A 25556-nucleotide genomic window follows, 5' to 3' on the forward strand; every position below is an offset into this window, starting at 1 on the left:
AAAACGGGCTCGTTGGACGGCGCCCTGTCGATGGTCGACCTGACGACCGGAGCGACCAGCGTGCACGTGGGCATCGTCAACGACCAGAGCATCATCTCGCTCGCTTACGCGAACAACAAGCTGTACGGCGGCTCGACGATCCGCCCGGGCTACAATGCGACTCCGACGCAGACGAACGCGAAGATTTTCCGCTACGATCCGGTAACCGCGACGAAGCTGAACGAATACAGCCTGCCGGTATCCGGCATCACTACGGTTTCCGAGATGATCGTTGTGGGCGGCAAAATATGGGGGATGGCGGACGGCTACTTGTTCGTGTTCGATCCGGTGACCAATACGTTCGACTACTTCCAGCAAAAATTTAGCGGTGTAAGCTATTCAGGCGGCAACTACCGCCAGGCCGATCTCGTGGAGTCGGCGAAGGACCCGAATCACCTGTACGGCACAATCGTGAGCCCGACCGGGACGCAGACGCTGTTCAAGGTGAACAAGTCGACCAAGGCCGTCACCACGATCACCACGCCGACCGGCAAAGCCGATATGCTGACGGCGGACAAATACGGCAACCTGTACTACAAAGGCTCGGATGAGGATTTGTGGCGGTACGCGTTTTAAAGGGTTATCCTTATGAGGTCTCTTACTGGGAAAGGTTTATTTTTTTATGATCGAAAAACAACGAAATCACTCCAAACGGATTGACACCCGTAAAAGGGGAAGGGATGATGGGGAAAGACCATTCATTAGGGAGGAAACAAGAGGAAATGAACGCCATCGCCAGACGCAAACGGGACCTGGACCAATACCGGCCGGCCCTTACATTGGACCCGGGGCGGGTCGACGCCTTCTGGGACCCGCAAGTCCAGCTCGCCAAGGAGCAGCCGCTCCAGATCCGAAGAGAGCCGCAAACCTCGGTGTTCCCGTCCGTCAAGACGGACAAATTGATCTATGACGGCCTCGACGGGACGCCGATCTACGCTTGGTTCATGGTGCCGACAGCGGCCGCGGCTGCGGCGAACGGCGACCTGCGGAAGCCGCTGCCCTGCATCGTGACGTTCCCCGGCTACACTGGCGACCGCGGGTTGGAGCAGCGCTATGCGATGTGGCTGCTGCTCGGTTATGCCGTGCTGGCTGTAGATGCACGCGGACAACTGGGCGAGACCGGCAACCGGATGGAGCAGGACCATGGCTGGACCCGCGGTTGGGTATCGATGGGGCTGCTGGACAAGGAGCGCAGCTACTATATGGCGCTTGCGACGGACGTAGTCCGCGCGGTGGAAGCCGCCTCTCGCCAGCCGGAGGTGGACGCCTCCAGGATTGCGGCGGTCGGCGGCAGCCAAGGCGGGGGGACCGCCCTGCTCGCAGGCGCGCTGAGCGACAAGGTGGCGGTAGTGGCGGCCGACGTGCCGAACATGTGCCACTTGGATTATGGCGTCATGCACTCCACCGGATCGATCAACGAAGTGGCGCTCTATCTGAAGCGGCACCCGGATCGGCTGGAAGAGGTGCTGGATACGCTGGCTCACTTCGACATCATGAACCTGGCTCACCGATTCCAAGCCCCGGTGCTCATGTCGGCCAGCTGGAAGGATCCGATCTGCCCGCCGGAGATGATTTACGCCGCTTACAATCGGCTGGAGGTGACCAAGCAAATCCACGACTACCCGTTCTCCGGTCATGAGGTAGGCGAGGAGCACACGCGCAAAGTCATCCAGTACTTGCAAACCATCCTCGGCAGCTAGTATTCGTCCATACAGGAAGAGGTTTCTGAGCCGGACCATGCTAGCTGTCATTTTCTACAGTTATTTTTGCGTTTCATCGCCCTCTAACTAGAATACATGCTAAAACTGCAGTTCATTTTACCAACATCGTCCCTAAAGCCCATTGGACTAAATTTAACTGCAGAATTAGCAGGTAAAATGCAGAAACCGGTTTTTCAGGCGAAATTAACTGTAGAAACGTACGGATTGTGCTGGAATCGCTGTCGCTCGTGCGTGGAGTAGAACAGACGATTAGTGTGCACCCAGCAACAAAACCCCACCGCCCGAGGCGATGGGGTTTCTTTCTCGTCGCACAACAGCTAAAGCTGCTGCCGCGCCCCAGACAACAAATTTTACAGCTGGCTCTGCAAGTAAGCTTCCAGCTGATCGAACGTGCCGCCGAAGCCTTGCTGCACCATAGGACGCATGGCGTTGAACGACGCCAGTTCCTCGTCCGAAGCGTTGATCGGGCCGCCAGAGAACGTCAGCGTCGTAGTGCCGTCGCCCTCGTCGACGAACGTCAGGTTGTTCATAATCTCAAGCGGCCAAGTAGGGCTGAACGGCGCGCGAATGGTATTGCCTTCCTCGTCGCAGAACGAATTGACGAACACGAGCTTGGACGGAGCATCGACTTCATGATATACGAATTTGCCCCACATCACGTGGCCTTCCGGCGAGCTTTGGTTGCCGAGGAACATCCCGCCCGGACGGACGTCCATTTTGACCACCTCGAGCTTGAACCCTCTCGGCCCCCACCAGTTCTGGAAATGCTGCGGATCCGTCCACACACGGAACACCAGCTCGCGAGGCGCTTTAAACGTACGGGTGATCATAATTTGCTCAGACATCAACAATTACCTCCTAATATGGCAAAACCAATTTTATAGAGTGCTGGAAGCTTGCTTCAACAAACCCGACAGCATCTCATAGTCCGGCGTTTGGCCTTCGCGGATTTTGACCCATTTGCGCTCTTCCGGGCCTTCGAAGCCTTTGGGCAGCTCCAGTCCGGCGACATTGAAAATCATAAAGCTGAGAGAATCTTTCGCAGGGGAGATGACGGCGGCGTATTTGCCGTTTTTCAGAAAATGAGGCTTCTTGTACTGAATGCGCTCGTCCACGCCGGGAATTGTCTCTTGGACCATCTGGCGCAGTTTGCTGCTGATCTCGATTTGCCAGGCGACCGGGTTGTTTTCGATAAAGGCGGTTACTTCAGGATTCATAGCTGGTTCAGTCTCCTTCCATGATTTCATGTCTCTGGTTTTATATATACCACATGAGGAATATTCCTGTAAAGGAATTTTCGAGATCGGGTTTAAGAAACCTTAAGAATTCTTATGAATTGCTTGAACAAAACTTAAGCTCGCTTCGGTACCCTTACATTACAAGACCGAGAAAGCCTGCATTTACGGGTCCGATGGAGGGTATGATGATGAAAAGAACGTTACTGCTGGTCGCGGCGGTTGTAGGGATAGTAGTGCTAGGGAAACATTATGGCTGGCTGGAAAAAGGGATCGGAGCGTATGCGGAGCCCCCTTCGATTGACGCGCGCTCGGCGCTGCTGATGGATGCGAAGACCGGAACGGTGTATTATGAATCCAATGCCGATATTGCGTTGCCGCCTGCCAGCGTGTCCAAATTGATGACGGAGCTGCTCGTGCTGGAGGATGTGCGGGCCGGGAAGCGAAATTGGAAAGAAACCGTCGTCATCAGCAAATACGCGGCCAATATGCCGCCGTCCAGGATTGGGCTTAAGGCCGGCGACCGATGGCCGCTGGACGAGCTGTTCCAGGCGATGGTCGTGTATTCGGCGAACGATGCGGCTGTGGCGCTGGCGGAGCATTTGGCGGTGACGGAGAGGGATTTTGTCATACGGATGAATGAGAAAGCGCACAAGCTGGGTCTCTCGTCGAAAACGGTTTTCGCCAACGCCTCGGGGTTGTCCGCCGCAGATTTGTCTGGGCTGCAGCCGCGGACCGCTTCCGGCAAGGGCGGAGCGGAAGCGCCTGGCGAGACGGTCATGACGGCGCGGGATATCGCCAAGCTGGCGCAGCACCTGGTGAACGCTTACCCGGAAGTGCTGGACATTACGCGGATGAAAGAAGTGACGCTCGCCAGCCGCAACTTGAAATTGGAAACGACGAATTTAATGCTTCCCGGGAAAATGTATGCTTATTCAGGCAACGACGGGTTGAAGACGGGATTTACCGATGAGGCGGGCTATTGCTTTACCGGCACGGCGATGCGCAAAGGGCACCGACTCATTACGGTCGTGCTCGGCGCGGATGCGCCGGAGGCCAGATTTGAAGAGACGAAGAAGCTGCTGTCCTACGGATTCTCGAGGATCAAGCTGGCTTCTGACGGTTAAGAGGGAGCGGCTGCTGCTGTGAGACATATTTTGATCGCGGACGACGACAAAGAAATTGCCCAGTTGATCCGCATATATTTGGAAAACGAAGGGTTCCAAACCCGTCACGCGAACGACGGCCACGAAGCGCTGGCGATGCTGAAGGGGTTTCCCGCCGATCTGATCGTGCTGGACATCATGATGCCCGGGATGGACGGGATGGAAGTGTGCCGCAAGGTACGGGAGCACTCCGCCATTCCGATCCTGATGCTGAGCGCCAAGACGCAGGATATGGACAAGGTGCTGGGGCTCATGACGGGTGCCGACGATTATATGAGCAAACCGTTCAATCCGCTCGAGCTGAGCGCCAGGGTGAAGTCGCTGCTCCGCCGTTCGTTTCAATACAACACGGAGCTGAAGTCGGAAGTGTCGGAGCATGTGCTGAAGCTGGATGCGATCGAGATCAACAAGCTGAATCACGAGGTCACGGCGAACGGCAAGCCGATTTCGCTTACGAGCCGGGAATTTGAAATTCTTTCGCTGCTTGCTAGCTCTCCGGGGCGGGTGTTTGGGGCGGAGGAAATTTTTCGGCTCATCTGGCAGGAAAGCTACTTCGTGTCGAACAACACGGTCATGGTCCATATCAGCAATTTGAGAGACAAGCTGGAGAAGGAGCTCGGCTACAAGCTGATCCAGACGGTCTGGGGGGTTGGGTACAAAATTGAAAAATAATACGACCGGCCGTATCATGATGCGCATTGCCCTGATCCTTCTGCTGAGCTTCGGCTGTACCGTGCCTTGTATTTTTTTCATTTACATTTTGCTGAAAGAATATTTGAACCGCCGTAACAGCCTGGTGTGGGATTTTTTCGATGCCATCTTCCTGCGGTTCGGCGTTATGAACAGCTATGTCGTGACGGCTGTTGTCATGTTCACCTTCTTCGTGCTGCTGTTTAGCTTGAGCTCGATCCGGTATTTCGTGCAGATCATGTGGACGGTCGAGGACATCCAGAACAATAATTTTGCTCGGCGCATTCCGGTTCGCGGGGATGGGGAGCTGAGCGACCTGGCGGCGGGGATCAACAAGATTGTCGAAAGGTTGAAGAGCTCCCTGGAAGACGAACGGAAGGCCGAGCAGACGAAAAACGAGCTGATCACGAACGTGTCCCACGACTTGCGCACGCCGCTGACTTCGATTATCGGGTATCTGCGGCTGATCGGGGAGGACCGGTACAAGGACGAGGTCGAGCTGCGGCATTACACGGACATCGCTTACGAGAAATCCCGGCGGCTGGAGCGGATGGTCGAGGATTTGTTCGAGTATACGAAAATGCGGTTCGGGCAAAACGTGCTCAATCGGGCGGAGATCAACTTGACCGAGCTGATCGGCCAGCTGGCGGCGGATTTCACTCCGCAGCTGCGGGATGCGGGCATGGAGATTCGGCTCAGCTTCCAGGAGGAGCGGGTGCTCATCCTGGCGGACGGCGACAAGCTGATGCGGGCGTTCGAGAACCTCCTCTCGAATGCGATCAAGTACGGCCGGTCCGGCAAGTACATCGACCTGGCGGTGCGCCGCAACCGGAGCGCGGTGCAGGTGCAGGTGGCGAACTACGGGCCGCCGATTCCTTCGGCGGACTTGCCGCATATTTTCGAGCGGTTCTACCGCGCGGAGAAATCGCGGTCCGAGGCGAGCGGCGGCGGCTCGGGGCTCGGGCTCGCGATCGTCAAGAGCATCGTCGACGCCCACAACGGCGCGATCACGGTGAGCAGCGGCCGGCATCAGACGGTGTTCGAGGTGGGCCTGCCGCTCGGCGCGGCCGAGGAGGGGGTTGTCAAAATGCGGCCGCCCGGCTATAATCGGCAGTAATCATTTTTAGGGTCGGAAAAGGAGCGGGGAGATGGTGCGAGCGATGTTGGTGCGAGCGGCGGTAGGCGCAGGAGCATATACGGACGCTGGTGCGGGTGTGGCAGGTACAGGTGTGGGTGCAGGTGCAGGTGCAGGTGCAGGTGCAGGTGCAGGTACAGGTACAGGTGCAGGTACAGGTGCAGGTGCCGGCGTAGTTGCAAGTGCAGGTGCAGGTGTAGCAGGTGCAGGTGTAGCAGGTGCGAATGCAGGTGCAGGTACAGACACGGGCTCAGGTGCGTGTGCTGGTACAGGTGCAGGTACAGGCGTAGTTGCAGGTGTAGTTGCAGGTGCAGGCTTAGGCGACGGCAGGCAACAGCAGTGGCAGGATCAGTGGCAGCAGCGACATCAGCACAGACAGCGTTAGTTCCCCTCGTTTGGTTTTACGGGAGGGCTAACGCCGTTTTGCGTTGGTCCGCCCTGCCGCCGTTTTTGGGAGCGCGTAGGACGATTTTGAGTCCTGCACGCTTTTTTTGTTTGGCGCGGCGGGCGAGGCGTTTGATCATCGGCGATTGGCGAGCGAGATGAACAGATGAACCAAACTTCGCTCCTTATGAACCATTTTTCGCAAGCCAGCTCCGGAATCTGCCAACTATGAACTCAAGTACATAACTCGTGAAGCAAGCTTCCCGAATAATGTACTTAGGTTCATAGATCGCCTCCTTGCACTCTGGTGACGGAAGTTTGGTTCATAGAATAGGAACCTGGATTCACAGGGACCACTCCGATGGAGGAGATGTAGTTTAGTTAGCGGCAGGAGCGGTTGGTTTGGAGAGGGGCGTTCCTGGGGAGCTTCCCGTCCTGGATCAGATGTACAACAATTCTACATCTGAAGCTCAACACGTACCGATATCGCCTGCAGATGTAGAGAATTTGTACATCTACACGCAATAGGGGGCTATTTTCGCAGTCAAAGTATAAAAAAAGGACATCTGAACGGCAAAAATCAAGGTCAGATGTAGAAATCTTATACATCTGAGCCGGGAAAAAGACGATTTTGGCCCTTAGTTGTATAAAGCTTATACATCTGGGCGGGACGTACTCGAAAGACGCGTGGAGAGAGCAATTAGCTGAGAGGTTGAGTTGAGCAATATAGTGGCGAACGTACGCGGTAGACAACGTGGGATAGGATTGGTTACCTGGTGGATCAAGTCTAGTTGGCGGGAAAACGGGGGTTGAGTGATTAAGCGAGTAACATTGCTTTTAAACGGTGCTTTACCGTTAGGAAGAGTTAGGTAGAGGAGATTTGTTCTCGAGAAGAGTCAGGAGGAGTAGGCAGGAAGGGTTGGCGGAGAGAGCACGGTTGGTGGGCAGCACGAGCGGGTGTCAAGTAACCAGATTACTGAAGTGGATGCTACGACGGCTGCCCCCGCCGCAATTGTTCGGCACGAGCGCGTGACAAGTAATTACTGAAGACGGGGAGTGGAGTGGGAACATGTCGACGGAATTCAGCTTTTTCAACAAACGGGTGTTTGAGCAGAGGTACATGCGGATCCAGACACGGTATTGCGGGAAGACGGGGAAGCCGGTGGGGATCTTCGCGGCGTGCTGGCATTTGCTGCGGGGGACTATGCGCGACGATTGCCTGACCGAGGAGGACAAGGAGCTGTTTCTTAGCGTGGAGAAATGGTTTGTCGAGCACCTGCCCGAGCCGCCATTCTATGAAGACGGGAATACGATCAAGGCGGTTACTTGGTTCAAGACGGCCGGTTGTGCGGGGATGGTCGAGCGGTTGAAGCCGTTGGTGCGTTTGCTTGAAAAGTACGGCGTGCCGTATGACATCGTCTTCACGAATCATGTAGGCGAGATTGTGTATGAGGACGATTATCAAGTTGGTGTGGTGTAGGGGCGCCGGATAACAGAAATGGGCAGTTCATCGTAGAGACGGATCGTTCGCGGACTTGCCTTTAGGCGCTACAATGAGAGAGAATGATCCCGAAAATAGATGCCACATACAGCTAACCAAGACCCCGATAGCAAGTTCAAGGACGACAAGAGGCGGTGAACGTCGGATGACAAAAATGGACGAGCGCGGCAAGCTGAGGCTGCGATTCGGCGCGAGGAGCGTGATGGTGCCGCTGTTCGGCTCCTTCGTCGCGATTCTGCTCATCGCCGTGGTGACGAGCGGCGTGTTGTACTGGAAGGCGCGGGCGATCGTCGAGCGCACGGTCGCGGGTACGAACGCCGCCATGCTGGAGCAGCTACGCGAGGTGGCCGACAGCCGGCTCAAGGAGCTGGAGCAGCTTGAGCAGCAGGTGGCGTTCCACCCGAAGCTGCTGTGGCTGCTGCGCGCCGGCGCCCCGATGACGGACGAAGAGGCGTACCGCAGTGTGGAGCTGGTGGTCGACCTGCAGCGATACAAGAGCCTGAGCAAGCTGATCTACGATTTCTATATTTATGTGCGCGCATCCGGGACGCTGGTGGGGCCGAACGTCAAGACGACCGCGCCGATCCTGTTCGACAGCGTGTATCGCTTTCCGAATAAATCGAGCGCCGAGTGGTCGGCCGAATTGCAGCAAGGCGCTTTCCGGCGGTACGAGCCCGCGACGACGATGCGGCTCGACAACGGCAACGGCAAGCGCATCATCCCCTACACCCAGTCGATCCCCTACCTGGGCGGAGCCGCTTCGGCGGCAGGGACGCTGCTCGTGCTGATCGACGAGGACGAGCTGCGCAGCCTGTTCACGGGTCTGGCCGAGGCGAATCACGGCGCCGTCTATATCGTCGACGAGCAAAGCCGCATCATCAGCTCGACTCGAGCCGCCCATCCAGCCCAGGCTCAGGCCCAGCCGGCGGCGAATCTGCGCTATGAGACGCTCGCCGGCGGCACCGGCATGCTCGAGATGAGCTGGGCGGGCGAGCGGATGATGGTGTCGTATGCCGCCTCCGGCGTGAACGGGTGGAAGTATGTGTTTGCTGTGCCGCGAGACTTGTTCCTGGACGAAGTGAATGATGTGCGGCGGTGGGCGGTGGCGCTGCTGCTGTTCTGCGTCGTGGGCGGCGGAGCGGCGTCCGCATACCTCGCTTACCGGAACTACCGGCCGGTCCGGGCGGTCGTCCGCGACATCGTCCAGGGCGGCGTTCCGGTATCCGGACGCGAGCCGGTGAGCGAGTACGAGCTCATCCGCCACACGATCGCCACGTCGCGGCAGAGCGAGTCGCACCTGCGCGGCATGCTGGAGCAGCAGGCGCCGATCATCCGCGTCCATTTCCTGACGCGGCTCATCCGCGGCAGCGCCGATGCGGCCGAGCTGCGGCCCGAGGCGCTGAGGCTCGTCGGCGTCGAATTCGTCTCGACGGCGTTCGCCGTGCTGTTGATCGAGATTGACGACATCAGCGGCTTCGCCTTGAGCGGGGACGAACGGGAGTGGCCGTTCGTCAGTTTTATCGTGGCCAATATCGCCACCGATCTGGCGAATGAGCACCACCGCGGCTTCAGCGTCGAGCTGGAGCGCGGGCGCCTGGCGCTGCTGATCAACGTGCGCGAGGACCGGCACGGACAAGCAGCGGAAGACGTCGCGGCCATCGCGAGCCGACTCGGGCATGTGCTGCAGAGCCGCTTCCGGCTGAAGCCGGCGATCGGCGTCAGCGCGACGACGCATGAGCTCGGCGGCATCGGCGAGGCGTTCCGCGAAGCGCTGCTCGCGCTCGACCAGCGGCTCGCCGATTTGCGCAACGCCGCAAGCGCCACAAACGCCGCCGATCGTACCGCCGCCGGCGGCGGAGGGCCGGAGCCTCATTTCTATTATCCGCTCGAGGTCGAGCAGCAGCTGGTCAATCTGATCAAGTCGGGCGACACGGTCAAAGCCGAGAAGCTGCTCGATTCCATCTATGAAGAGAATTATACGACCCGGCGCATTTCACCGGAGCTGCAGCGAATCTTGCTGCCTTCTATCGCCGGGACGCTGCTCAAGCTCGCCCAGCAATTCCCCGAGCTCGGCCGGATGCTTGCGATCCGGCTGGCCAGCGACCCTCCGGTCGACGAGGACGCGGACCAGGCTTTCGTCAAGCTGCGGGCCAGCCTGCAGGTCGCTTGCGCGCACTTCCAGAGCAGCCGCAGCGACCAGAGCGAGCGGATGCTGAACAACATCCGCCGGCATATCCGCGACCGCTTCGGCGACAACATGCTCAGCGTCAATTCGGTCGCCGATCATCTCGGCATTACGCCGTCCTATTTGTCCGCCTACTTCAAGAAAGCGAGCGGCCAGAACGTAGCCGACTACATCGCGCATGTCCGCATCGCCGAAGCGAAGCGGATGCTGGCCGACCCGCAGCTGACGATCGCCCAGATCGCGGCCAAGGTCGGGTACGCCAACGACATCGGCTTCATCCGCTTTTTCAAGAAATACGAGGGCATTCCCCCCGGCGCGTACCGCCAAAACATAGAATCAGGCAGCTCCGATAAAAACGGATTGCCGCCCAATCCCATATCCGAATAGCCGATCGCAGAATCAGGACATATCGCGGTTCGCGAACGGCGGCATACAATCAGGCCATGGTTGCGAAGGATGCCGGCCAGTACCAGTACCAGTACCAGTACGTGAGGCATCGCGATCAAATTCGTACAGGGGGAATCACAATCATGCACAAATGGAAACAAGCGACGCGGCCCGTATTGGCCGTTGGCCTGACAGCGGCGTTAGCCGTGGGAGCGATCGGCTGCAGCGGCGGCGGAGAAGGAGGAAGCGGGGCTTCGCCCGGCGCAACGGCCGGCGGCGCATCGCCCTCGGCGTCGGCATCGCCGGCGGACGGCAGAATCGTGTCGAGCCCGCTCACGCTCACTTATTTCGTCCAGCTCACCGCCAGCCGGCCGAACGGGATGAACAGCCTGAACGACATGGAGGCGTACAAGGAGCTGGAGAGGATCACCGGCATCCATGCCGATTTCAAACATCCGGCGAGCGGCCAAGAGAACAATCAGTTCAATCTGATGATGAGCTCCGGCGACTTCCCGGACGTCATCGAGTGGAACTGGAACAACTACCCGGGCGGCGGCCGCGCGGCGCTGGACAGCGGGGCGATCGTCAAGCTGAACGACTATATCGACAAGTACGCTCCTAATCTCAAGAAGCTGCTTACCGACAATCCCGAGATCCGCAAGCAAATATCCACCGATAACGGCGACATCTACTCGTTCCCGTTCGTGCGCAACGCGCCGACGCTGCAGACGTATTTCGGCCTCGGCATCCGCAAGGACTGGCTCGACAAGCTGCAGCTTCAAGTGCCGACGACGATCGACGAGTGGCATACCGTTCTGAAAGCGTTTAAGGAAAAAGACCCGAACGGCAACGGCAAGGCGGATGAGCTTCCGCTTCTGCTCAACAAAGGCACGTTCAACTGGGGCAATCCTATCATCAATGCATGGGGCATCCGGAACGATTTTTACCTCGACACGGGCGGCAAAGTGCAATACGGGGCTCTGACGACGCAGTATAAGGAATTTCTGACGACCATGCGCGCCTGGTACAAGGAAGGGCTGATCGACCCGGATTACCCGGCCACCGACGCGAAGCAGAAGACGGCCAAAGTGACCGGCGAGCTGGTAGGGGCGACGGACGTCACGGTAGGCGGCGGCATCGGCACGTTCATGAATGCAATGAAGGACAAAAACCCGGCGTTCAACATGGTTGGCGCTCCTTACCCGACTTTGAAAAAAGGGGATAAGCCGGTGCTCGGTCAAATGGAGCCGATCTTCAACGGCCTCGGCGCCGCCATTTCCAAGAAAAACAAAAACATCGTCGAGACGGTCAAATGGCTGGATTACAAGTACGGGCAGGCGGGCTCGATGCTGTTCAACTTCGGCGTGGAAGGCAAGAGCTATACGATGGTGAACGGCTTCCCGACCTATACCGACGATGTGATGAAGAACAAGGACGGCTTGACATTCGGCGTCGCGCTCACGAAATATGCGATTCCGTTCGGAGCTCCGATCTCTCAGGACACTCGCTACATGGATCAGAACGCCGCCATGCCGCAGCAGAAGGAAGCGCTTAAGCTGTGGACACAGCCGGACAACCGAGGGTGGCTGCCTACTTTGTCGCTGACAACGGACGAAGCGTCCAAGTTCGCTACGATCATGAACGACGTCAAGACGTATAACGACGAGATGTTCGACAAATTCATCATGGGCGCCGAACCGATCGAGAACTTCGACAAATTCGTCGAGCGGCTGACCAAGATGAACATCCAGGAAGCGATCAAAATCCAGCAAGCGGCTTATGATCGTTATCTGAAGCGATAGGAGTGCATGAAACATGCGGTCATCCGCGATCAGGACGCTGGCGAAGGATCTCGCCCGGAACAAATACGTCTACCTAATGCTGGTGCCTGTCGTCGCCTATTACTTCGTTTTCATGTACATCCCGATGTACGGGCTGCAGATCGCCTTCAAGAGCTTTTCGCCGGCTAAAGGGGTTTGGGGCAGCGACTGGATCGGCTTCAAGCATTTCATCACCTTCTACGAAAGCTATTACTTCTGGCGGCTCGTGCGCAACACGCTGCTGATCAGCTTCTACGAGCTGTTGTTCGGCTTCCCGGCGCCGATCGTGCTGGCGCTCCTGCTGAACGAGCTGCGGCATAGGATGTTCAAGGGCGTCGTCCAGTCGGTCACGTACTTGCCGCACTTCATCTCGATGGTCGTCGTGGCGGGCATGCTCGTCGACTTCCTGGCGAGCGACGGCCTGATCAACCGGTTGACCGCATTGTTCGGCGGGACTCCCGTCTCGTTCCTGATCAAGCCGGAATGGTTCCGGACGGTGTATGTCGCATCCGGCATCTGGCAGGGCGTAGGCTGGGGTTCGATCATCTATCTCGCCGCCATCTCAGGCATCGACCCGACCTTGTACGAGGCGTCGAAGGTGGACGGCGCAAGCCGCTTCCGGCAGTTGGTGCACGTGACGATACCGGGCATTATGCCGACGGTCGTCCTCATGCTGATCTTGCAGATGGGTCGGCTGATGAGCGGCGGCAGCTTCGAGAAGATCGTCCTGCTCTACAATTCCACGACCTACGAGACGGCTGACGTCATCTCCACGTTCGTGTACCGCCGGGGGCTGCTGCAGATGGACTACGGGTTCTCCGCGGCTGTCGGGCTGCTGAACAACATAGTCAATTTCATCCTGCTGCTCTCGGCCAACGCAATCAGCCGCCGCGTCAGCGAGCACAAGCTGTGGTAGGGGGGCTCGACGATGAACGGAATATTGACTAGGACCGGGGGAAAAGCGTTCGACGCGCTCAATGTGCTGCTGATGCTGGCGCTGATGGCCGTCACGCTTTATCCGTTCCTGTATGTCGTCTTCGCTTCGCTCAGCGAGCCGGCCGAGCTGGTCCAGCATCGCGGACTGCTGGCCTGGCCCGTAGGATTCAGCCTGGAATCGTACCGGCTCGTGCTGAGCAATCCGGCGATTATGAGCGGGTACTTGAACACGCTGCTATACGTCGGCGCCGGGACGGCCCTGAACCTGATCATGACCTCGCTGGCGGCATACGGTCTATCGCGGCGCGGCGTGCTGCTGGGCAGCAAAATCATGTTCGCGATCGTGTTCACGATGTTTTTCTCCGGCGGCTTGATCCCGGCGTACTTGAACATCCGCAACCTGAACCTGCTCGATTCGCCGCTCGTCATGATCCTGCCTTCGGCGATCAGCACCTGGAATCTGCTTATTATGCGCACCTCGTTCCAGCAAGTGCCGGCGGCGCTCGAGGAATCGGCGCGCATCGACGGGGCTAACGATTTTACGATCCTGTTCCGCATCTTCATTCCGGTATCGCTGCCGATTATGGCGGTTATGACGCTGTTTTACGGAGTCAGTCACTGGAATTCGTACTTGGATGCGATGATTTATCTCCGCGATCGGGACTTGTATCCGCTGCAGCTGATTCTGCAGGAAATCTTGATCACCACAAGCACCGAGTCGATGACGTCCTCGTTCAGCGACTACGACAAGGGGCTCATCCAGGAAACGATCAAATACGCGACCATTATTGTGGCGACGCTGCCGATTTTGCTGCTGTATCCGTTTTTGCAGCGGTATTTCGTCAAGGGAGTCATGCTGGGTTCGATCAAGGAATAACACCTTATCGGCGATGGCCGGCGCGCTGAGAGAGCCGCCGCAGCCGGAAGGGCTGCTGCAAGCACGATTTTCGTGCTTAGCTCAGTAGACCGGAACCCATTGACAACAGCCTCGCCCCCATGATAAGATCACGCAAATCCGTTTTCCATATCCGGCGATGAAGAGAAGAGTAGTCAGGCCTTTAACTTGCACAGAGAGCTCCTGTATGCTGAGAGGGAGTCAAGTCAGGCCGCGACGAACATGATCTCCGAGCTGCGCATCGAAACCTTCGGGGAGTAGGCTGTGTCGGGCGCACCCGTTACCGTGCTAGGGTATAACCAGTTTGCCAGCCATGTGCTGATTGCTGCCGTACCTGAGTCAAGGTTTGTGCCGGAATGGAGTGCCGTTTCGGTTCGAACGAATGTGGGTGGTACCACGGGAGCTGAACTCTCGTCCCTTTGCGGACGGGAGTTTTTTGCGTTCTTGGAGATTGGAATTCCAATATGAGGAGGCATGCCAGATGGAACGAAAGCACACATTCGATCAAGTAGCGGAAGCCTATGAGAAGTATCGGCCGGCTTATCCGAGCGAGTTGTTCCGGGATGTACAGGAATATGCGTTGTTGCAGCCGGGAGATCCGATTCTCGAGATCGGCTGCGGGACCGGGCAAGCGACTCAAGGTTTTGTGCAGATGGGCTGTGACACGATTACTTGTGTGGAGCTGGGCGAACGGTTGGCGGCTTTCACCAGGGAGAAATTTAAAGCCCACCCTGGTGTAGAAGTGATTCAGGCAGCCTTTGAGCAATGGGAGGGGGCGGGGCGCCAGTTCAAACTGGCGATTTCGGGGACGGCGTTTCATTTTATACAGCCGCAGGAGCTGGGTTACCGGAAAGTGCACAAGCTGCTGGAGGAGAACGGCGTGATCGCATTTTTCTGGACCGTACATGTGCCTTCGTATGAGCCGGTGTTTAACGAGATCCGGGAATGGTACCGCCGGTTCGCGCCGAATTTGGAGGATTCCCGGAAACCTGCGGTTGAGCAGGTGATCGAGCAGCGGGTAGAGTGGACAGAGCGGCACGGGCTGTTCCGGGACATTCGGGCGAAGTCGTACAGGCGGGTCGATCCCTTGTCGGCGGATGCTTTTGTCGCTTTGCTCGCTACGAACTCGGGACATCGCTTGCTGCCGGAAGCGGATCGGGAACAGCTGTTTAACGGCATTAAAGAAACGATTGAGCGGCATGGGGGAACGGTGTCGAGGCCTCAAGCGGTTGTGCTCGTTCTGGCGCGGAAAGCTTAGCAAGTTTGGCGGGTTAGGCCGGTTGTCCAACGTGCGCGTTCCCATGCGCGCGTTTCGGCGCAACTGGGGGAGTCTGGTTGCTCGGCTCACAGGCTTGCTGGCCGGCGGGCTGTCGGGGCGGAAACGGCTTCTGCCTCTACCAGTTGCCGGCAAGCAATACCGCGGTTAGGAAAATCAGTTGCAAAACCGTACGCACCGCTAGACCAGGCGTCGGTTTTCCGCCGATTGTGAGATTCTCTCGGGCGGCGCGGATGTTGGCGGGGAACATGGCGACGAGCAGGGTGGCGAGCCCGATGGAAGCGGCTTGGGAAGTAGCCGGGATGAGGAGGCCGACCGCACCGGCAAGCTCCAGCCATCCGGTAAGTGTGACCAGCAGCGCCGGTTTGGGGAAGAAGCGGGGCACCATGCGGATCAAGTCTGCGCGCCGCATGCCCCAGTGGGCCGAGGCGGTGAGCAGCAGCATGGCCGCAACTGCCGCTTGAAGCGGATGCAGCCAGCCTTCGAAGTAGCCGACGCCGAGCCAGCCTGACAAACGGAAGAGGATGTACGAGAAAATGAGCACAATGAACGGGGCCAGGGGGATTCCTCCTTTTAAGTAAAAGCTGATCTAGTGATGGAGCATGCGGAACAGGAACGTGGTGAAGCTGTCGGTGCCGAAGGTAGTGGGGAGGTCGGACAAGGACGAGCGGATGCGCAGCCCGAAGGACAGCAAGACGAACATCTCGGCCGTCTGGTCCGCGTTGATCGAGTCCGGGATGACGCCATGCTGCTGTCCGGTGACGATCCATTGCTTGGACAGCTCCACGGACCGAGCGTAGAATTGCTTCAGCGCTTCGGCGACTGCCGGGTCCTCCTCCTTGCCCAGCAAGTACATGAGCACCTTGTTCGTCACATCCTGCGGATCCTCCAGCACCGAGAGCCGGCCTGCTATGCGCCGCATTGGGCCTTCGAAGTTGCGCTCCCCGCGCTCGACCTCGTCCATGAACTGCTCGTTTGTCTCTTCCAACCGCTCTTGCAGCACCCAGGCGAAGATTTCGTCCTTGCTGTTAACATAGTGAAAGATCGCGCCTTTAGACAGTCCGGAAACATCCATTATGTCTTTCATCGTCACGGCGTGACAGCCTTTTTGCTGAATGAGCGATTTGGTCGAGCTGAGCAGCAGCTGGATCGTTTGTTTGCGGCGGTCGGCCTGTTTGACCATGTGGAGTGCTTCCTCCTTAATAGGGGTATGGCTTTATTGTAAAAACAGACCGTCGGTTTGTAAATAGGCAAACACACTAAAAGGCCGCATATACTCATTTGTTGTGAGTACACCGCTCTTATTCACAAAATGCATCAGTTTCCAGTTGAACCTCCATTTGCTGAGGTTTTCGCAGATGTCTAAGATTTGTACAACGTCAGCACTAAGATGCCTCTTTTCGAGCTTAGATGTACAAGATTTGTACACGATTAGCCGATTTCAGCGGTTCAGATGTACAATTCTTAGACATTGACCCAGGAAAGGCGGACATTTTCGGCTCAGTTATACAATCCCTATACATCTGTGCCTGAATTTGACCCCGAAACAGCTCCAGATGTACAATCTCTGTACATCTCTCCAATCCCCGATCACCTGCCCAATCCCCGATCGCGGGTCAGGCTTTTTGTTTCGCGGGACAGGCAGGGAAGCGCGCGGGGAGTGTTGAACCTTTTGGGGATAAGAGATTTTCTAGCTGGAGGGAAGAAGAATGGCCAAGGCTGACGACATCTACAAGGAGCTAGTGACGGATGTACTGGAAAATGGGGAGCGGGACCGTGATCAGAAGGTGCGGACCGTGTGGGCGGACGGCTCGCCGGCCTATACCCGGAGCTTGATATGCAAGCAAGTACGGTTTGACAACTCGGAGGTGCCGATCCTGACGACCAAGCGGGTCGCCTGGCGTTCAGCCATTCACGAGATGCTGTGGTTCTATGTGCAACGAACGAGCAACTGTGGATACTTGGACCGACATAACGTCAAGCTGTGGAAGGAATGGACGAACGAGGACAATAACATCGGCAAAGCTTACGGGTACCAGCTTGGCAAGCCGATCCGCATCGGCGGGCGCCTGACCAATCAAGTGCATAACCTGATCGAGCAGCTCATTCATTCGCCGGCTTCCCGGAGGCATGTGATCTCGCTATGGGACATCGACGAGCTCGACGAGATGGAATTGTACCCCTGCGTATGGAACAATCAGTGGCTCGTGAAGCAGGGGAAGCTGCACCTGATCGTGAGCGCGAGATCCAACGACATCGGCCTCGGGCATCCTTTGAATATTTTCCAATATTACGTGCTGCAACGTATGATCGCCCAAGTGACGGGGTACGAGTTGGGCAGCTTGACGTTCAATATCAACGACGCGCATATTTATGAACGGCATATGGAGCCGCTGCGGACCCAGTTGGAGCGCGCGCCGTACCCGGCCCCGGAGCTATGGATCAATCCGGAGATCAAGCGGTTCGACGATTTCACGATCGACGATTTCCGGTTGGTCGGGTATCAATATCATCCGTCGGTCAAGATGGAGATTGCGATTTAGGAGAACGCTGTATGTGTACTTTCGTGATAGGATGAATAGGAGCCGGTGGGGATTGTCATAGAGAGAAACGAGGAGAGATTGATCATGCAATGGGGAGCCATTCCCTCCAAAGAGGATATCCTGGATGCATGCGGCAGCACATCCTACAGCCGCGGCTTGAGCTACTACAGGAGCGGGCGGGTGCTAAGCTTAAGCTATGATCCGCTAGCGGATCGATATAGCGGGATGGTACAGGGGAGCAAGAAGTATGGGGTCTCGGTGCTCATTGATGAATATGGCGAAGTAACGGATGCCGACTGTAGTTGTCTGGCGTTCGGCTCTTACGACTACTGCAAGCATGTCGCCGCCTTGCTGCTGCAGATCGAAAGTCATGGCAAAAGTGTTGGCTCTAGCGGTCGTTCAGCAAGCTCCGCCGTAGCTCCGCAGCCTCCCAAGCAGTCGCGTTCGCCGGCGATCTCCGAACGCGACGCTGTTCTGGCACGCAATGTGCTGGCGCTATTCGACCGCCATCGAGAGGAAAGCTCCGCATCGGCGAGTGGTGCAGCTTTGTTGCCCCAGACCTCTCCTGTGGCGGTGGAATTCATTTGTCATCTATCGTCAGGACCTCGCAGCATGGCAGCTGTTGAATTGAAGGTAGGCACCGTCCGACTCTATGTCGTTCAGAAAATCAAGGATTTCCTGGACAAGCTGGCGAACGGCAAGCCGGTCGGTTTTGGGAAAAACTTCACGTTCGATCCGACCGTGCATCGGTTTCAACCTGACGATGCGGAGATCATGAAGGTCATCCAGGACACTTACAACAACGAGAAGCTATATCGCGAGATGAACAGCTCGTCCTATGGCTATCGATACGGCTATCGGAATCAGGAAGATCGTGCCTTGCACCTCCCGCCTGCAGCTTGGGCGTCTATCCTCCCGTCCTTGCTGAAAACAAGAAGCCGTTTTCTGGTGGACGGAAGGGAGCTGGGGCAAGTCATGCTGCAGGAGGGGGGCATACCTCTTCACTTCGAGCTTGGCCAAGGCCCGATTGAGGGGTCGTACCGCCTGGATTTGAAGGGGATCTCGAAGCTCGTCGTGTTGTCCCGGTACGAGTTGGCGATCGGTGCCGATGGTGAAATGTACAGGATGGACAAGCTCCGGCTGGAGCGGCTCAGTGAACTGAAGAATACCCTAGCGGCTTCGAACGACGGCAAAGTTACGATTCCTCCCGCGCAAACCGAAGCCTTCTTGCAGCGGGTCGTGCCGGCGCTGAAGCGGCTGGGCAGCTTCTCGGTGGATAAAGTCATTGCGGATCGGTTGGTGAGCGAGCCGCTGCGGGCCAAAGTGTATCTGGATCGGCAAAACGACGAGCTCGTCGCCAAGGTGGCGTTTGCCTATGGCGATGTTGAAATTTGGCCGCTCGGACGCAACGGTCGAGAGCAGGAGGATCAGGCGAGCAAACGTATCGTCATGCGGGACGGGGAGCGCGAGTACCTGGTGCTGAGCATGCTGAGGGAAGCGGATTTCATACAGCGCGGCGAGCAGTTCCGGATCGCTTCCGAGGAGAGCGAGTATCGGTTCCTGTTCCACGGGTTGACCCAGCTGCAGCAAATGGCGGACGTATATGCGACCCATGCTGTAGATGCTTCCAAGTCCGGCACGAGGTCCAGCCCGAAGGCGACCGTAGATGTGGACTCGCAGATGAATTGGCTGGAGGTCAAATTCGAGCTGGAGGGCGTCTCCGACAAGGAGCTGCTGCTCCTGCTTCGGTCCTTGTCGGAGAAGCGCAAGTATTACCGTCTGGCGAACGGGGCCTTTGTCTCGCTGGAGGAGGAAGCTTACATGGAGATCGGCAGGCTGTTCGAGGAGCTGAATGTTCGCAAGAGCGACTTGAAGAGCGGCAAGCTTCAACTGCCGGTTGTGCGCGGTCTGTCGCTCGCGGGGCAGGAAGGGACAGGCCATGCGGCTGTCAAACATGGCAAGTCGTTGCGGCGACTGCTGGATAATCTGAGAAATCCGGACAATGTCGACGCAGAGCCGCCCTCCTCGCTTGCACCTGTGCTGCGCGACTACCAGAAGTACGGCTTTCAATGGATGAAGACATTGGGGATGTATGGGTTCGGCGGTATTTTGGCGGATGACATGGGGCTGGGCAAAACGCTGCAAAGCATTTCCTACATCGCGTCGGAACGGGAGCAGCGGGATTTCGCGGGTGCGCCGGTGCTGATTGTTTGCCCTGCTTCGCTCGTGTTCAACTGGCGCAATGAGCTGGCCAAGTTCTCGCCGCAGCTGAAGGTGGCGGTGGCCGCAGGGAGCAAAGCGGAGCGCGATGCCTTGCTGGAGCAGGCGTTGGAGGTCGATGTGCTGATTACGTCTTATCCTTTGTTCCGCCGGGATGTGGACTGGTACGGCGACAAGCATTTCCACGCCCTGATCTTGGATGAAGCGCAGGCCATCAAGAACAACGTTACCCAGACGGCGCAGGCCATCAAGACGATCTCGGCCGGACAGCGCTTCGCCTTGACGGGAACGCCCGTGGAGAATCGTCTCGAAGAGCTCTGGTCGATTTACGATGCCGTATTTCCGGACTTGTTCGGAGGGCGCAAGGCGTTTCAGGATTTATCCCCCGAGCAAGTGGCGCGCAAGGTGAAGCCTTTTCTGCTCCGCCGGTTGAAGAAGGACGTGCTCAAGGAGCTGCCGGACAAAATAGAAACGCTGCAATCGTCCGAGCTGCTCCCTGAGCAAAAAAAGCTGTATATGGCCTACTTGCTGCAGTTGCAGAACGAAACGGCTCAGCACTTGGAGACGGAGGGCTTCCAGAAGAGCCGCCTGAAAATATTGGCGGGGTTGACTCGTTTGCGTCAGTTATGCTGTCACCCTTCGCTTTTTCTGGACAACTACACCGGCGATTCCGGCAAAATGGAGCAGCTGTTCGAGCTGATCGACGAATGCCTTGGCAGCGGCAAGCGCATGCTGATTTTTTCGCAATTTACAGGGATGCTTGGGCTTATACGGGAGGAGCTTGGGAGACGCGGACTTACGTATTTCTACCTGGACGGCACCACGAAATCGGCTGAGCGGGTAGAGCTATGCACGCGCTTCAACGAAGGGGAGAACGATATTTTCCTGATCTCGCTGAAAGCGGGCGGGACGGGGCTCAACTTGACGGGGGCAGACACGGTGATCCTCTGCGACCTGTGGTGGAACCCGGCAGTCGAGCAGCAGGCGGCGGACCGGGCGCATCGGATCGGGCAGAAGAACGTGGTGCAAGTCATTCGTCTGATGACGGAAGGCACGATCGAAGAGAAAATGTACGAGCTGCAGCAGCGCAAAAAAGATTTGATCGACACCGTTATCCAGCCCGGCGAGGAGGCTCTATCGGCCTTGACGGAAGCGGATATCCGCGAGTTGCTGGCGTTGTAGTCTTCAGGGGTGGGAACGCTGCTTCCTGTCGACGCCGATCCTGCTTATTGCGCTGTGAACACTGGATGGACGGACATTTGCCATTCATACCCGGCTGCCCGTCATCTGCTTCCGAAACTGATGCGGGCTTACCCCGACATGCTTCTTGAAGGCTTGGCAAAAATAAGAGAAATTATGCAGCCCGACCGCTTCGCCGATCTCTCGGACGGCTTGGTCGGTCGTCCGCAGCAGCCAGCAGGCTTGGCGAATGCGGCGGGCGGCGATGTACTCGGTAATGCTGCTGCCGACCGATTTGCGGAACAGACTGGAGACGTGGTTCGGCGATAAGTGCACGTGTTGGGCGAGCGCGCCCAGCTCGAACGGTTCCATATAGTGCACCTCGAGCCATTCCATGAGCGTCTCCGCGATGGATGACGCGCCGCCCCCGCCGCGAGAGCCGCCCGCTGAACTGCGAGTGCGAGGCAGCCGCCGCCCGGCCGCCTCGTCTGCCGGCCAAACCATCCGCATCCGCTGCAGTACCGCTCCGAGGAACCATTGCTGGTCCTCGAGCCGCCGCTCCGGCGGAGCGGCCTCCAGCAGCGCCGCGTGCGTGCGCAGCAGCGCCTCGAATTCCGCCGTATCCAGTCCATCCAATCGCTGCATGGCGTCAGGCTCCTTCCACACCTTGCGGAAGAACCCCTGCAGCAGAGGAAACATTTGCAGCACCGCCTCCAGCACCGTCGGCTCAAACACAAACAACGATCGTACATAAGGGTACGCGGCTAAATCGGTCATGCGCACCCTATGCAGCTGGAACGGCCGAAAGTAGAACAAACACCCCGGACGCAGCTCATAAATTTGTCGCTCCACAATGACATGGCCATGCCCCTCGTGCACGTACAGAAACTCCATCCCCTGATGCGCGTGATAAATCTCCACGAACTCTTCCGTCCGATTCTTATGGAACGAAAGCTGGACGGGATATTGGTTGAGGTTCATATAATTCATCAGCTTCATCGCGGGTAAGTAGCTCCTTTTTCGCCCAAGGACGGGATCGAGTGTCGTAATACAGCAACATTTTATCATAAGCGGCCGCCACTTTCCTTCTTCGCCTTCTGCTATCATTAGCGTTGACAAGACAGTATGCAGAGAGGGTGTAGAGGCGGTATGCAAAAGCAGCGACTGATCGACCATTGGGAGCATTACACCGGCAGCTTGGGCGGGGTCTGGGAGGTGTGGCGCGCGGACAAGCTGAACAATCACTACAATGTGCCGTGGCATGCCGTGAAGCTGCCGCATTCTTATAATGGGCTCGACGTTATGGACCCGGACTCGAAATATTACCAGGGACCGGGCTGGTACCGCACGCGGCTCGCGATCGACAACCCTTATTCGGAGGGGCGGACGCTGCTGCTTTTTGAGGGGGCGGGCCAGCGCTCGCGCGTGTATGTGTATACGCAGGAGGTCGGCTCTCACTTGGGCGGGTATGACGAGTTCACGGTTGATATAACAGAGGCTGCGGCTGAAGCGGCTGGGATGGAGCGGTACGGAGGTGTGGTACCTGTGGCGGTCATGTGCGACAACACGCGGGAGCTGGAGACGATTCCTTCGGACGCGAGCGACTTCAATCTGTACGGCGGGCTGTATCGCTATGTGAATTTGGTGTACGTGCCGGCGGTTTCGCTGCGCCATGTGCATGTGGAGCCGGTGCTGCAGCCGGACGGCAAGTGTCTGGTGCGGGTGCGCGGGACTTTGTACAATCCTGCCGGGAAAACGGAACGCCTGCGCGTGGAGGTTCGGATCCGCGATGCGTGCGGGCAGGTGGTGCTGGAGCGGTTGGCGGACGCGGGGCAACCATGGGAAGGTGCTTCGGAGCTGGCTCGGTTTGAGATCGAGAAGCCGGAGATGTGGTCGCCGGATCGGCCTTACTTGTACCGCTGTGAGGTGACTTTGAGCTCGGAAGCGTACGGGAAGACGGTTGAGTCGGCGGCGTTTGGCGTACGAGCCTTCGAGTTCGTCCGGAATGGTCCGTTTCTGCTGAACGGCGAGCGGCTGCTGCTTCTCGGGACGCATCGGCACGAGGATCATGCTGGTGTCGGGGCCGCTATGACGGAGGAGCAGATCCGCGAAGAGATGCGGTTGATCAAGGAAATGGGCGCCAATTTTATCCGGCTCGGCCACTATCAGCAGTCGCGGATTGTGCTGGATTGCTGCGATGAGCTCGGCTTGCTCGTGTGGGAGGAGATTCCTTGGTGCCGTGGCGGTCTGGGCGGCGAAGCGTACCGACAAATGTGCCGAGACATGCTCACGGCGATGATCGAGCAGCATTACAACCATCCGTCGATCATCCTGTGGGGGCTTGGCAATGAGAACGACTGGGAATGCGATTTCGACTATTTTGACCAGCAGGACATTCGGGCGTTCATGAAGGAGCTGCACGAGCTGTCGCATGCACTGGATTCGAACCGACTGACGGCGATCCGGCGCTGCGAGTTTTGCAAGGATATCATCGATGTCTATTCGCCCTCCATCTGGGCCGGCTGGTATCGCGGGATCTATACCGATTACGAGGCGAGCAGCCGGCAGGCGTTCGAGAACGTGCAGTCGTTTTTCCATATGGAGTGGGGGGCGGACAACTTGGCGAGGCGGCATGTGGAGCGGCCGTTTACCGGGTTCGAGTTCATCCCTCGCGGGGAAGGCGGCACGGACGAGCGGGACGGCGACTATTTGCTGACGGGCGGGGAGCCGAGGGTGTCGCGGGACGGCGATTGGTCGGAAACGTATTTTTGCGACATGATCGATTGGTACTTGAAGTCGCAGGAGAAGATGGATTGGCTGACGGGCGCGGCGCAATGGGCGTTCAAAGACTTTGCAACCCCTGTCCGGCCGGATTCGCCAATTCCTTATTTGAATATGAAGGGCATCGTCGAGCGCGATTTTACGAAAAAGGAAGCCTACTACGTGTTCCAGTCCTACTGGACGCAGGAGCCGATGCTGCGGCTGTATGGGCATACGATGCCGGTGCGCTGGGGAGAAGCGGGCGAGAAGAAGCGGATCAAGGTGTACTCCAATTGCGAGGAAGTCGAATTGATCTTGAACGGTGTGAGCTTGGGGATGAAACGGCGGGATTCGGCGGACTTTCCATGTGCTGGGTTGCGTTGGGATACCGTGTTGGCGGCGGGCGAAAATCACGTGCGTGCAATTGGCGTCCGGAACGGCGTTACGGTGGAAGACTCGCTGACGTTTGTGTATCAGACCGAGGCTTGGGGCGCGCCGGCGAAGTTGAGGTTGCAGGCTGAGCGGCAGGCGGATGGTATGGTGTATGTGGAAGCGTTGGCGGTGGATCCGGCTGGTGTGCCCTGTTTGGATGCGGTTCACTTTGTGAGGTTCGGCATCAGCGGTGACGGGAGGCTGGTCGACAATTTGGGAACGGTGCGTGGTTCCCGGTTGATTCAGTTGGCGTGCGGACGAGCGGGGATCGTGTTTGATCCGACTGGCGCGTTGCCGGCGGCGATTACGGAGACCGGGTTCTTCTCGGCTGGAGGGCCGTCTTCGGCTACTGGCGGAGGAGCGGCCGGAGCTGCGGGGCTAGTTGGGTTAGCTGAAGGGGCTGGAGCTGCAGGACCAGTTGGTTTAGCTGAGGGGGCTGGAGCAGCAGGACCAGTTGGTTTAGCTGAAGGGGCTGGAGCTGCAGGACCAGTTGGGTTAGCTGAAGGGGCTGGAGCAGCAGGAGCAGTTAGGTTAGCTGAAGGGGCTGGAGCAGCAGGACCAGTTGGGTTAGCTGGAGGGGCCGGAGCTGCAGGACCGGTTAGGATAGCTGAAGGGGCTGGAGCAGCAGGACCAGTTAGGTTAGTTGAGGGGGCTGGAGCAGCAGGACCAGTTGGTTTAGCTGAAGGGGCTGGAGCAGCAGGACCAGTTGGTTTAGCTGAAGGGGCTGGAGCAGCAGGACCAGTTGGGTTAGCTGACGGGGCAGGAGCTGCGGGGTGTGCTGGGTTATCGGAGGCGACCGGTACCGGCGGCAGGTCAGGCGCGGTGTCCGTGATCAGCGTGAAATGCGAGGGGTTGCCGACCGCTTTCCTGACTTGGGGATTACACAAGCAATGAATGGGCGTCTTTCCTGGAGCGAACTACTCAGTTAGCTTGAAATCGGTCGCAAGTAAAACAGAACTAAGGTATAAGGGTGTTACTACTCAGGTCCCTTGAACAAATAGAGGATTTTTTCTAGTCTAGCTTCATTTCAGCTGCCAAGAAGACCAATTTTA

20 protein-coding genes and 1 other annotated feature are annotated in these 25556 nt (G+C 57.7%); of the genes, 15 read left to right on the top strand and 5 right to left on the bottom strand.

Going from position 1 to position 25556, the window contains the following annotated elements; translation table 11 throughout:
• Together PKO02S_RS32585 and PKO02S_RS25315 are read left to right on the top strand one after the other, a co-directional pair.
• Positions 1-615 (top strand): NHL repeat-containing protein (locus tag PKO02S_RS32585; protein WP_507763323.1); only part of this gene is annotated, 615 nt, incomplete at its 5' end.
• A 146-nt stretch (positions 616-761) separates the two neighbouring features.
• On the top strand, positions 762-1739 hold the full coding sequence (locus PKO02S_RS25315) for an acetylxylan esterase (protein WP_127587456.1): 978 nt from the start codon (positions 762-764) through the stop codon (positions 1737-1739).
• 371 nt (positions 1740-2110) lie between these two features.
• Here PKO02S_RS25315 and PKO02S_RS25320 read toward each other — a convergent pair whose 3' ends face one another.
• Positions 2111-2605, bottom strand: coding sequence for an SRPBCC domain-containing protein (locus PKO02S_RS25320; RefSeq protein WP_127587458.1), 495 nt, complete (start codon positions 2603-2605; stop codon positions 2111-2113).
• 33 nt (positions 2606-2638) lie between these two features.
• Complete coding sequence (locus PKO02S_RS25325) at positions 2639-2977, bottom strand: DUF1801 domain-containing protein (RefSeq protein WP_127587460.1); 339 nt, start codon at positions 2975-2977, stop codon at positions 2639-2641.
• Positions 2978-3186: 209 nt separating this feature from the next.
• On the opposite strand from PKO02S_RS25325, the gene PKO02S_RS25330 reads away from it, so the two are divergent.
• The 10 genes from PKO02S_RS25330 to PKO02S_RS25375 all read left to right on the top strand — a co-directional run bounded on the left by PKO02S_RS25330 (position 3187) and on the right by PKO02S_RS25375 (position 15352).
• Positions 3187-4122, top strand: a complete 936-nt coding sequence (locus tag PKO02S_RS25330; RefSeq protein WP_164821682.1) for a D-alanyl-D-alanine carboxypeptidase family protein — start codon at positions 3187-3189, stop codon at positions 4120-4122.
• Between the two features lie 18 nt (positions 4123-4140).
• Entirely contained in the window at positions 4141-4833 is a 693-nt protein-coding gene (locus tag PKO02S_RS25335) for a response regulator transcription factor (RefSeq protein WP_127587464.1), read from the top strand.
• Complete coding sequence (locus tag PKO02S_RS25340; protein ID WP_127587466.1) at positions 4823-5968, top strand: sensor histidine kinase; 1146 nt, start codon at positions 4823-4825, stop codon at positions 5966-5968. The genes PKO02S_RS25335 and PKO02S_RS25340 overlap by 11 nt, the downstream gene beginning before the upstream one ends.
• Before the next feature lie 31 nt (positions 5969-5999).
• Positions 6000-6371 carry a hypothetical protein gene (locus PKO02S_RS32590; protein ID WP_164821683.1) on the top strand — a complete coding sequence of 124 codons (372 nt, stop codon included), beginning with the start codon at positions 6000-6002 and terminating at the stop codon, positions 6369-6371.
• 1068 nt (positions 6372-7439) lie between these two features.
• Complete coding sequence (locus tag PKO02S_RS25350) at positions 7440-7850, top strand: hypothetical protein (RefSeq protein ID WP_127587468.1); 411 nt, start codon at positions 7440-7442, stop codon at positions 7848-7850.
• Between the two features lie 166 nt (positions 7851-8016).
• Complete coding sequence (locus tag PKO02S_RS25355) at positions 8017-10443, top strand: helix-turn-helix domain-containing protein (protein WP_164821684.1); 2427 nt, start codon at positions 8017-8019, stop codon at positions 10441-10443.
• 143 nt (positions 10444-10586) lie between these two features.
• Positions 10587-12245, top strand: a complete 1659-nt coding sequence (locus PKO02S_RS25360; RefSeq protein WP_127587472.1) for a type 2 periplasmic-binding domain-containing protein — start codon at positions 10587-10589, stop codon at positions 12243-12245.
• A 13-nt stretch (positions 12246-12258) separates the two neighbouring features.
• On the top strand, positions 12259-13179 hold the full coding sequence (locus tag PKO02S_RS25365) for an ABC transporter permease (RefSeq protein ID WP_127587474.1): 921 nt from the start codon (positions 12259-12261) through the stop codon (positions 13177-13179).
• A 12-nt stretch (positions 13180-13191) separates the two neighbouring features.
• The gene (locus tag PKO02S_RS25370) at positions 13192-14076 is read left to right on the top strand and encodes a carbohydrate ABC transporter permease (protein ID WP_127587476.1); all 885 of its coding nucleotides are present in this window, start codon (positions 13192-13194) and stop codon (positions 14074-14076) included.
• A 148-nt stretch (positions 14077-14224) separates the two neighbouring features.
• Positions 14225-14516, top strand: a binding site (T-box leader).
• A gap of 59 nt (positions 14517-14575) precedes the next feature.
• Complete coding sequence (locus tag PKO02S_RS25375) at positions 14576-15352, top strand: class I SAM-dependent DNA methyltransferase (RefSeq protein WP_127587478.1); 777 nt, start codon at positions 14576-14578, stop codon at positions 15350-15352.
• Positions 15353-15488: 136 nt separating this feature from the next.
• Here PKO02S_RS25375 and PKO02S_RS25380 read toward each other — a convergent pair whose 3' ends face one another.
• Positions 15489-15914 (bottom strand): DoxX family protein, encoded by a 426-nt coding sequence (locus PKO02S_RS25380; RefSeq protein WP_307720040.1) that lies wholly within the window; start codon positions 15912-15914, stop codon positions 15489-15491.
• Positions 15915-15959: 45 nt separating this feature from the next.
• The gene (locus PKO02S_RS25385) at positions 15960-16553 is read right to left on the bottom strand and encodes a TetR/AcrR family transcriptional regulator (RefSeq protein WP_127587483.1); all 594 of its coding nucleotides are present in this window, start codon (positions 16551-16553) and stop codon (positions 15960-15962) included.
• A 526-nt stretch (positions 16554-17079) separates the two neighbouring features.
• Here PKO02S_RS25385 and thyA point away from each other — a divergent pair.
• Together thyA and PKO02S_RS25395 are read left to right on the top strand one after the other, a co-directional pair.
• Positions 17080-17913: a thymidylate synthase gene (gene thyA / locus PKO02S_RS25390; protein ID WP_127587485.1), complete on the top strand. Its 834-nt coding sequence runs from the start codon at positions 17080-17082 to the stop codon at positions 17911-17913.
• Between the two features lie 84 nt (positions 17914-17997).
• The gene (locus PKO02S_RS25395; RefSeq protein WP_127587487.1) at positions 17998-21315 is read left to right on the top strand and encodes a DEAD/DEAH box helicase; all 3318 of its coding nucleotides are present in this window, start codon (positions 17998-18000) and stop codon (positions 21313-21315) included.
• 84 nt (positions 21316-21399) lie between these two features.
• On the opposite strand, the gene PKO02S_RS25400 is transcribed toward PKO02S_RS25395, so the two are convergent.
• Positions 21400-22311: a helix-turn-helix transcriptional regulator gene (locus PKO02S_RS25400; protein WP_127587489.1), complete on the bottom strand. Its 912-nt coding sequence runs from the start codon at positions 22309-22311 to the stop codon at positions 21400-21402.
• Positions 22312-22461: 150 nt separating this feature from the next.
• On the opposite strand from PKO02S_RS25400, the gene PKO02S_RS25405 reads away from it, so the two are divergent.
• Complete coding sequence (locus PKO02S_RS25405; protein WP_127587491.1) at positions 22462-25398, top strand: glycoside hydrolase family 2 TIM barrel-domain containing protein; 2937 nt, start codon at positions 22462-22464, stop codon at positions 25396-25398.
• The last annotated feature ends 158 nt before the right edge of the window (positions 25399-25556 follow it).

Origin of the sequence: Paenibacillus koleovorans NBRC 103111 (genome assembly GCF_004000845.1) — a bacterium.
Lineage (GTDB): Bacteria > Bacillota > Bacilli > Paenibacillales > NBRC-103111 > Paenibacillus_AA > Paenibacillus_AA koleovorans.

What these genes read in the sequence shown, in the direction of transcription:
- PKO02S_RS25370 (WP_127587476.1), top strand. Translation starts at nt 13,192, where the DNA reads ATGAACGGAATATTGACTAGGACCGGGGGAAAAGCGTTCGACGCGCTC.
- PKO02S_RS25395 (WP_127587487.1), top strand. Translation starts at nt 17,998, where the DNA reads ATGCAATGGGGAGCCATTCCCTCCAAAGAGGATATCCTGGATGCATGC.
- PKO02S_RS25400 (WP_127587489.1), bottom strand. Translation starts at nt 22,311, where the DNA reads ATGAAGCTGATGAATTATATGAACCTCAACCAATATCCCGTCCAGCTT.
- PKO02S_RS25405 (WP_127587491.1), top strand. Translation starts at nt 22,462, where the DNA reads ATGCAAAAGCAGCGACTGATCGACCATTGGGAGCATTACACCGGCAGC.
- PKO02S_RS25365 (WP_127587474.1), top strand. Translation starts at nt 12,259, where the DNA reads ATGCGGTCATCCGCGATCAGGACGCTGGCGAAGGATCTCGCCCGGAAC.
- PKO02S_RS25315 (WP_127587456.1), top strand. Translation starts at nt 762, where the DNA reads ATGAACGCCATCGCCAGACGCAAACGGGACCTGGACCAATACCGGCCG.
- PKO02S_RS25375 (WP_127587478.1), top strand. Translation starts at nt 14,576, where the DNA reads ATGGAACGAAAGCACACATTCGATCAAGTAGCGGAAGCCTATGAGAAG.
- PKO02S_RS25320 (WP_127587458.1), bottom strand. Translation starts at nt 2,605, where the DNA reads ATGTCTGAGCAAATTATGATCACCCGTACGTTTAAAGCGCCTCGCGAG.
- PKO02S_RS25360 (WP_127587472.1), top strand. Translation starts at nt 10,587, where the DNA reads ATGCACAAATGGAAACAAGCGACGCGGCCCGTATTGGCCGTTGGCCTG.
- thyA (WP_127587485.1), top strand. Translation starts at nt 17,080, where the DNA reads ATGGCCAAGGCTGACGACATCTACAAGGAGCTAGTGACGGATGTACTG.
- PKO02S_RS25355 (WP_164821684.1), top strand. Translation starts at nt 8,017, where the DNA reads ATGACAAAAATGGACGAGCGCGGCAAGCTGAGGCTGCGATTCGGCGCG.
- PKO02S_RS25350 (WP_127587468.1), top strand. Translation starts at nt 7,440, where the DNA reads ATGTCGACGGAATTCAGCTTTTTCAACAAACGGGTGTTTGAGCAGAGG.
- PKO02S_RS25325 (WP_127587460.1), bottom strand. Translation starts at nt 2,977, where the DNA reads ATGAATCCTGAAGTAACCGCCTTTATCGAAAACAACCCGGTCGCCTGG.
- PKO02S_RS25330 (WP_164821682.1), top strand. Translation starts at nt 3,187, where the DNA reads ATGAAAAGAACGTTACTGCTGGTCGCGGCGGTTGTAGGGATAGTAGTG.
- PKO02S_RS25385 (WP_127587483.1), bottom strand. Translation starts at nt 16,553, where the DNA reads ATGGTCAAACAGGCCGACCGCCGCAAACAAACGATCCAGCTGCTGCTC.
- PKO02S_RS32590 (WP_164821683.1), top strand. Translation starts at nt 6,000, where the DNA reads ATGGTGCGAGCGATGTTGGTGCGAGCGGCGGTAGGCGCAGGAGCATAT.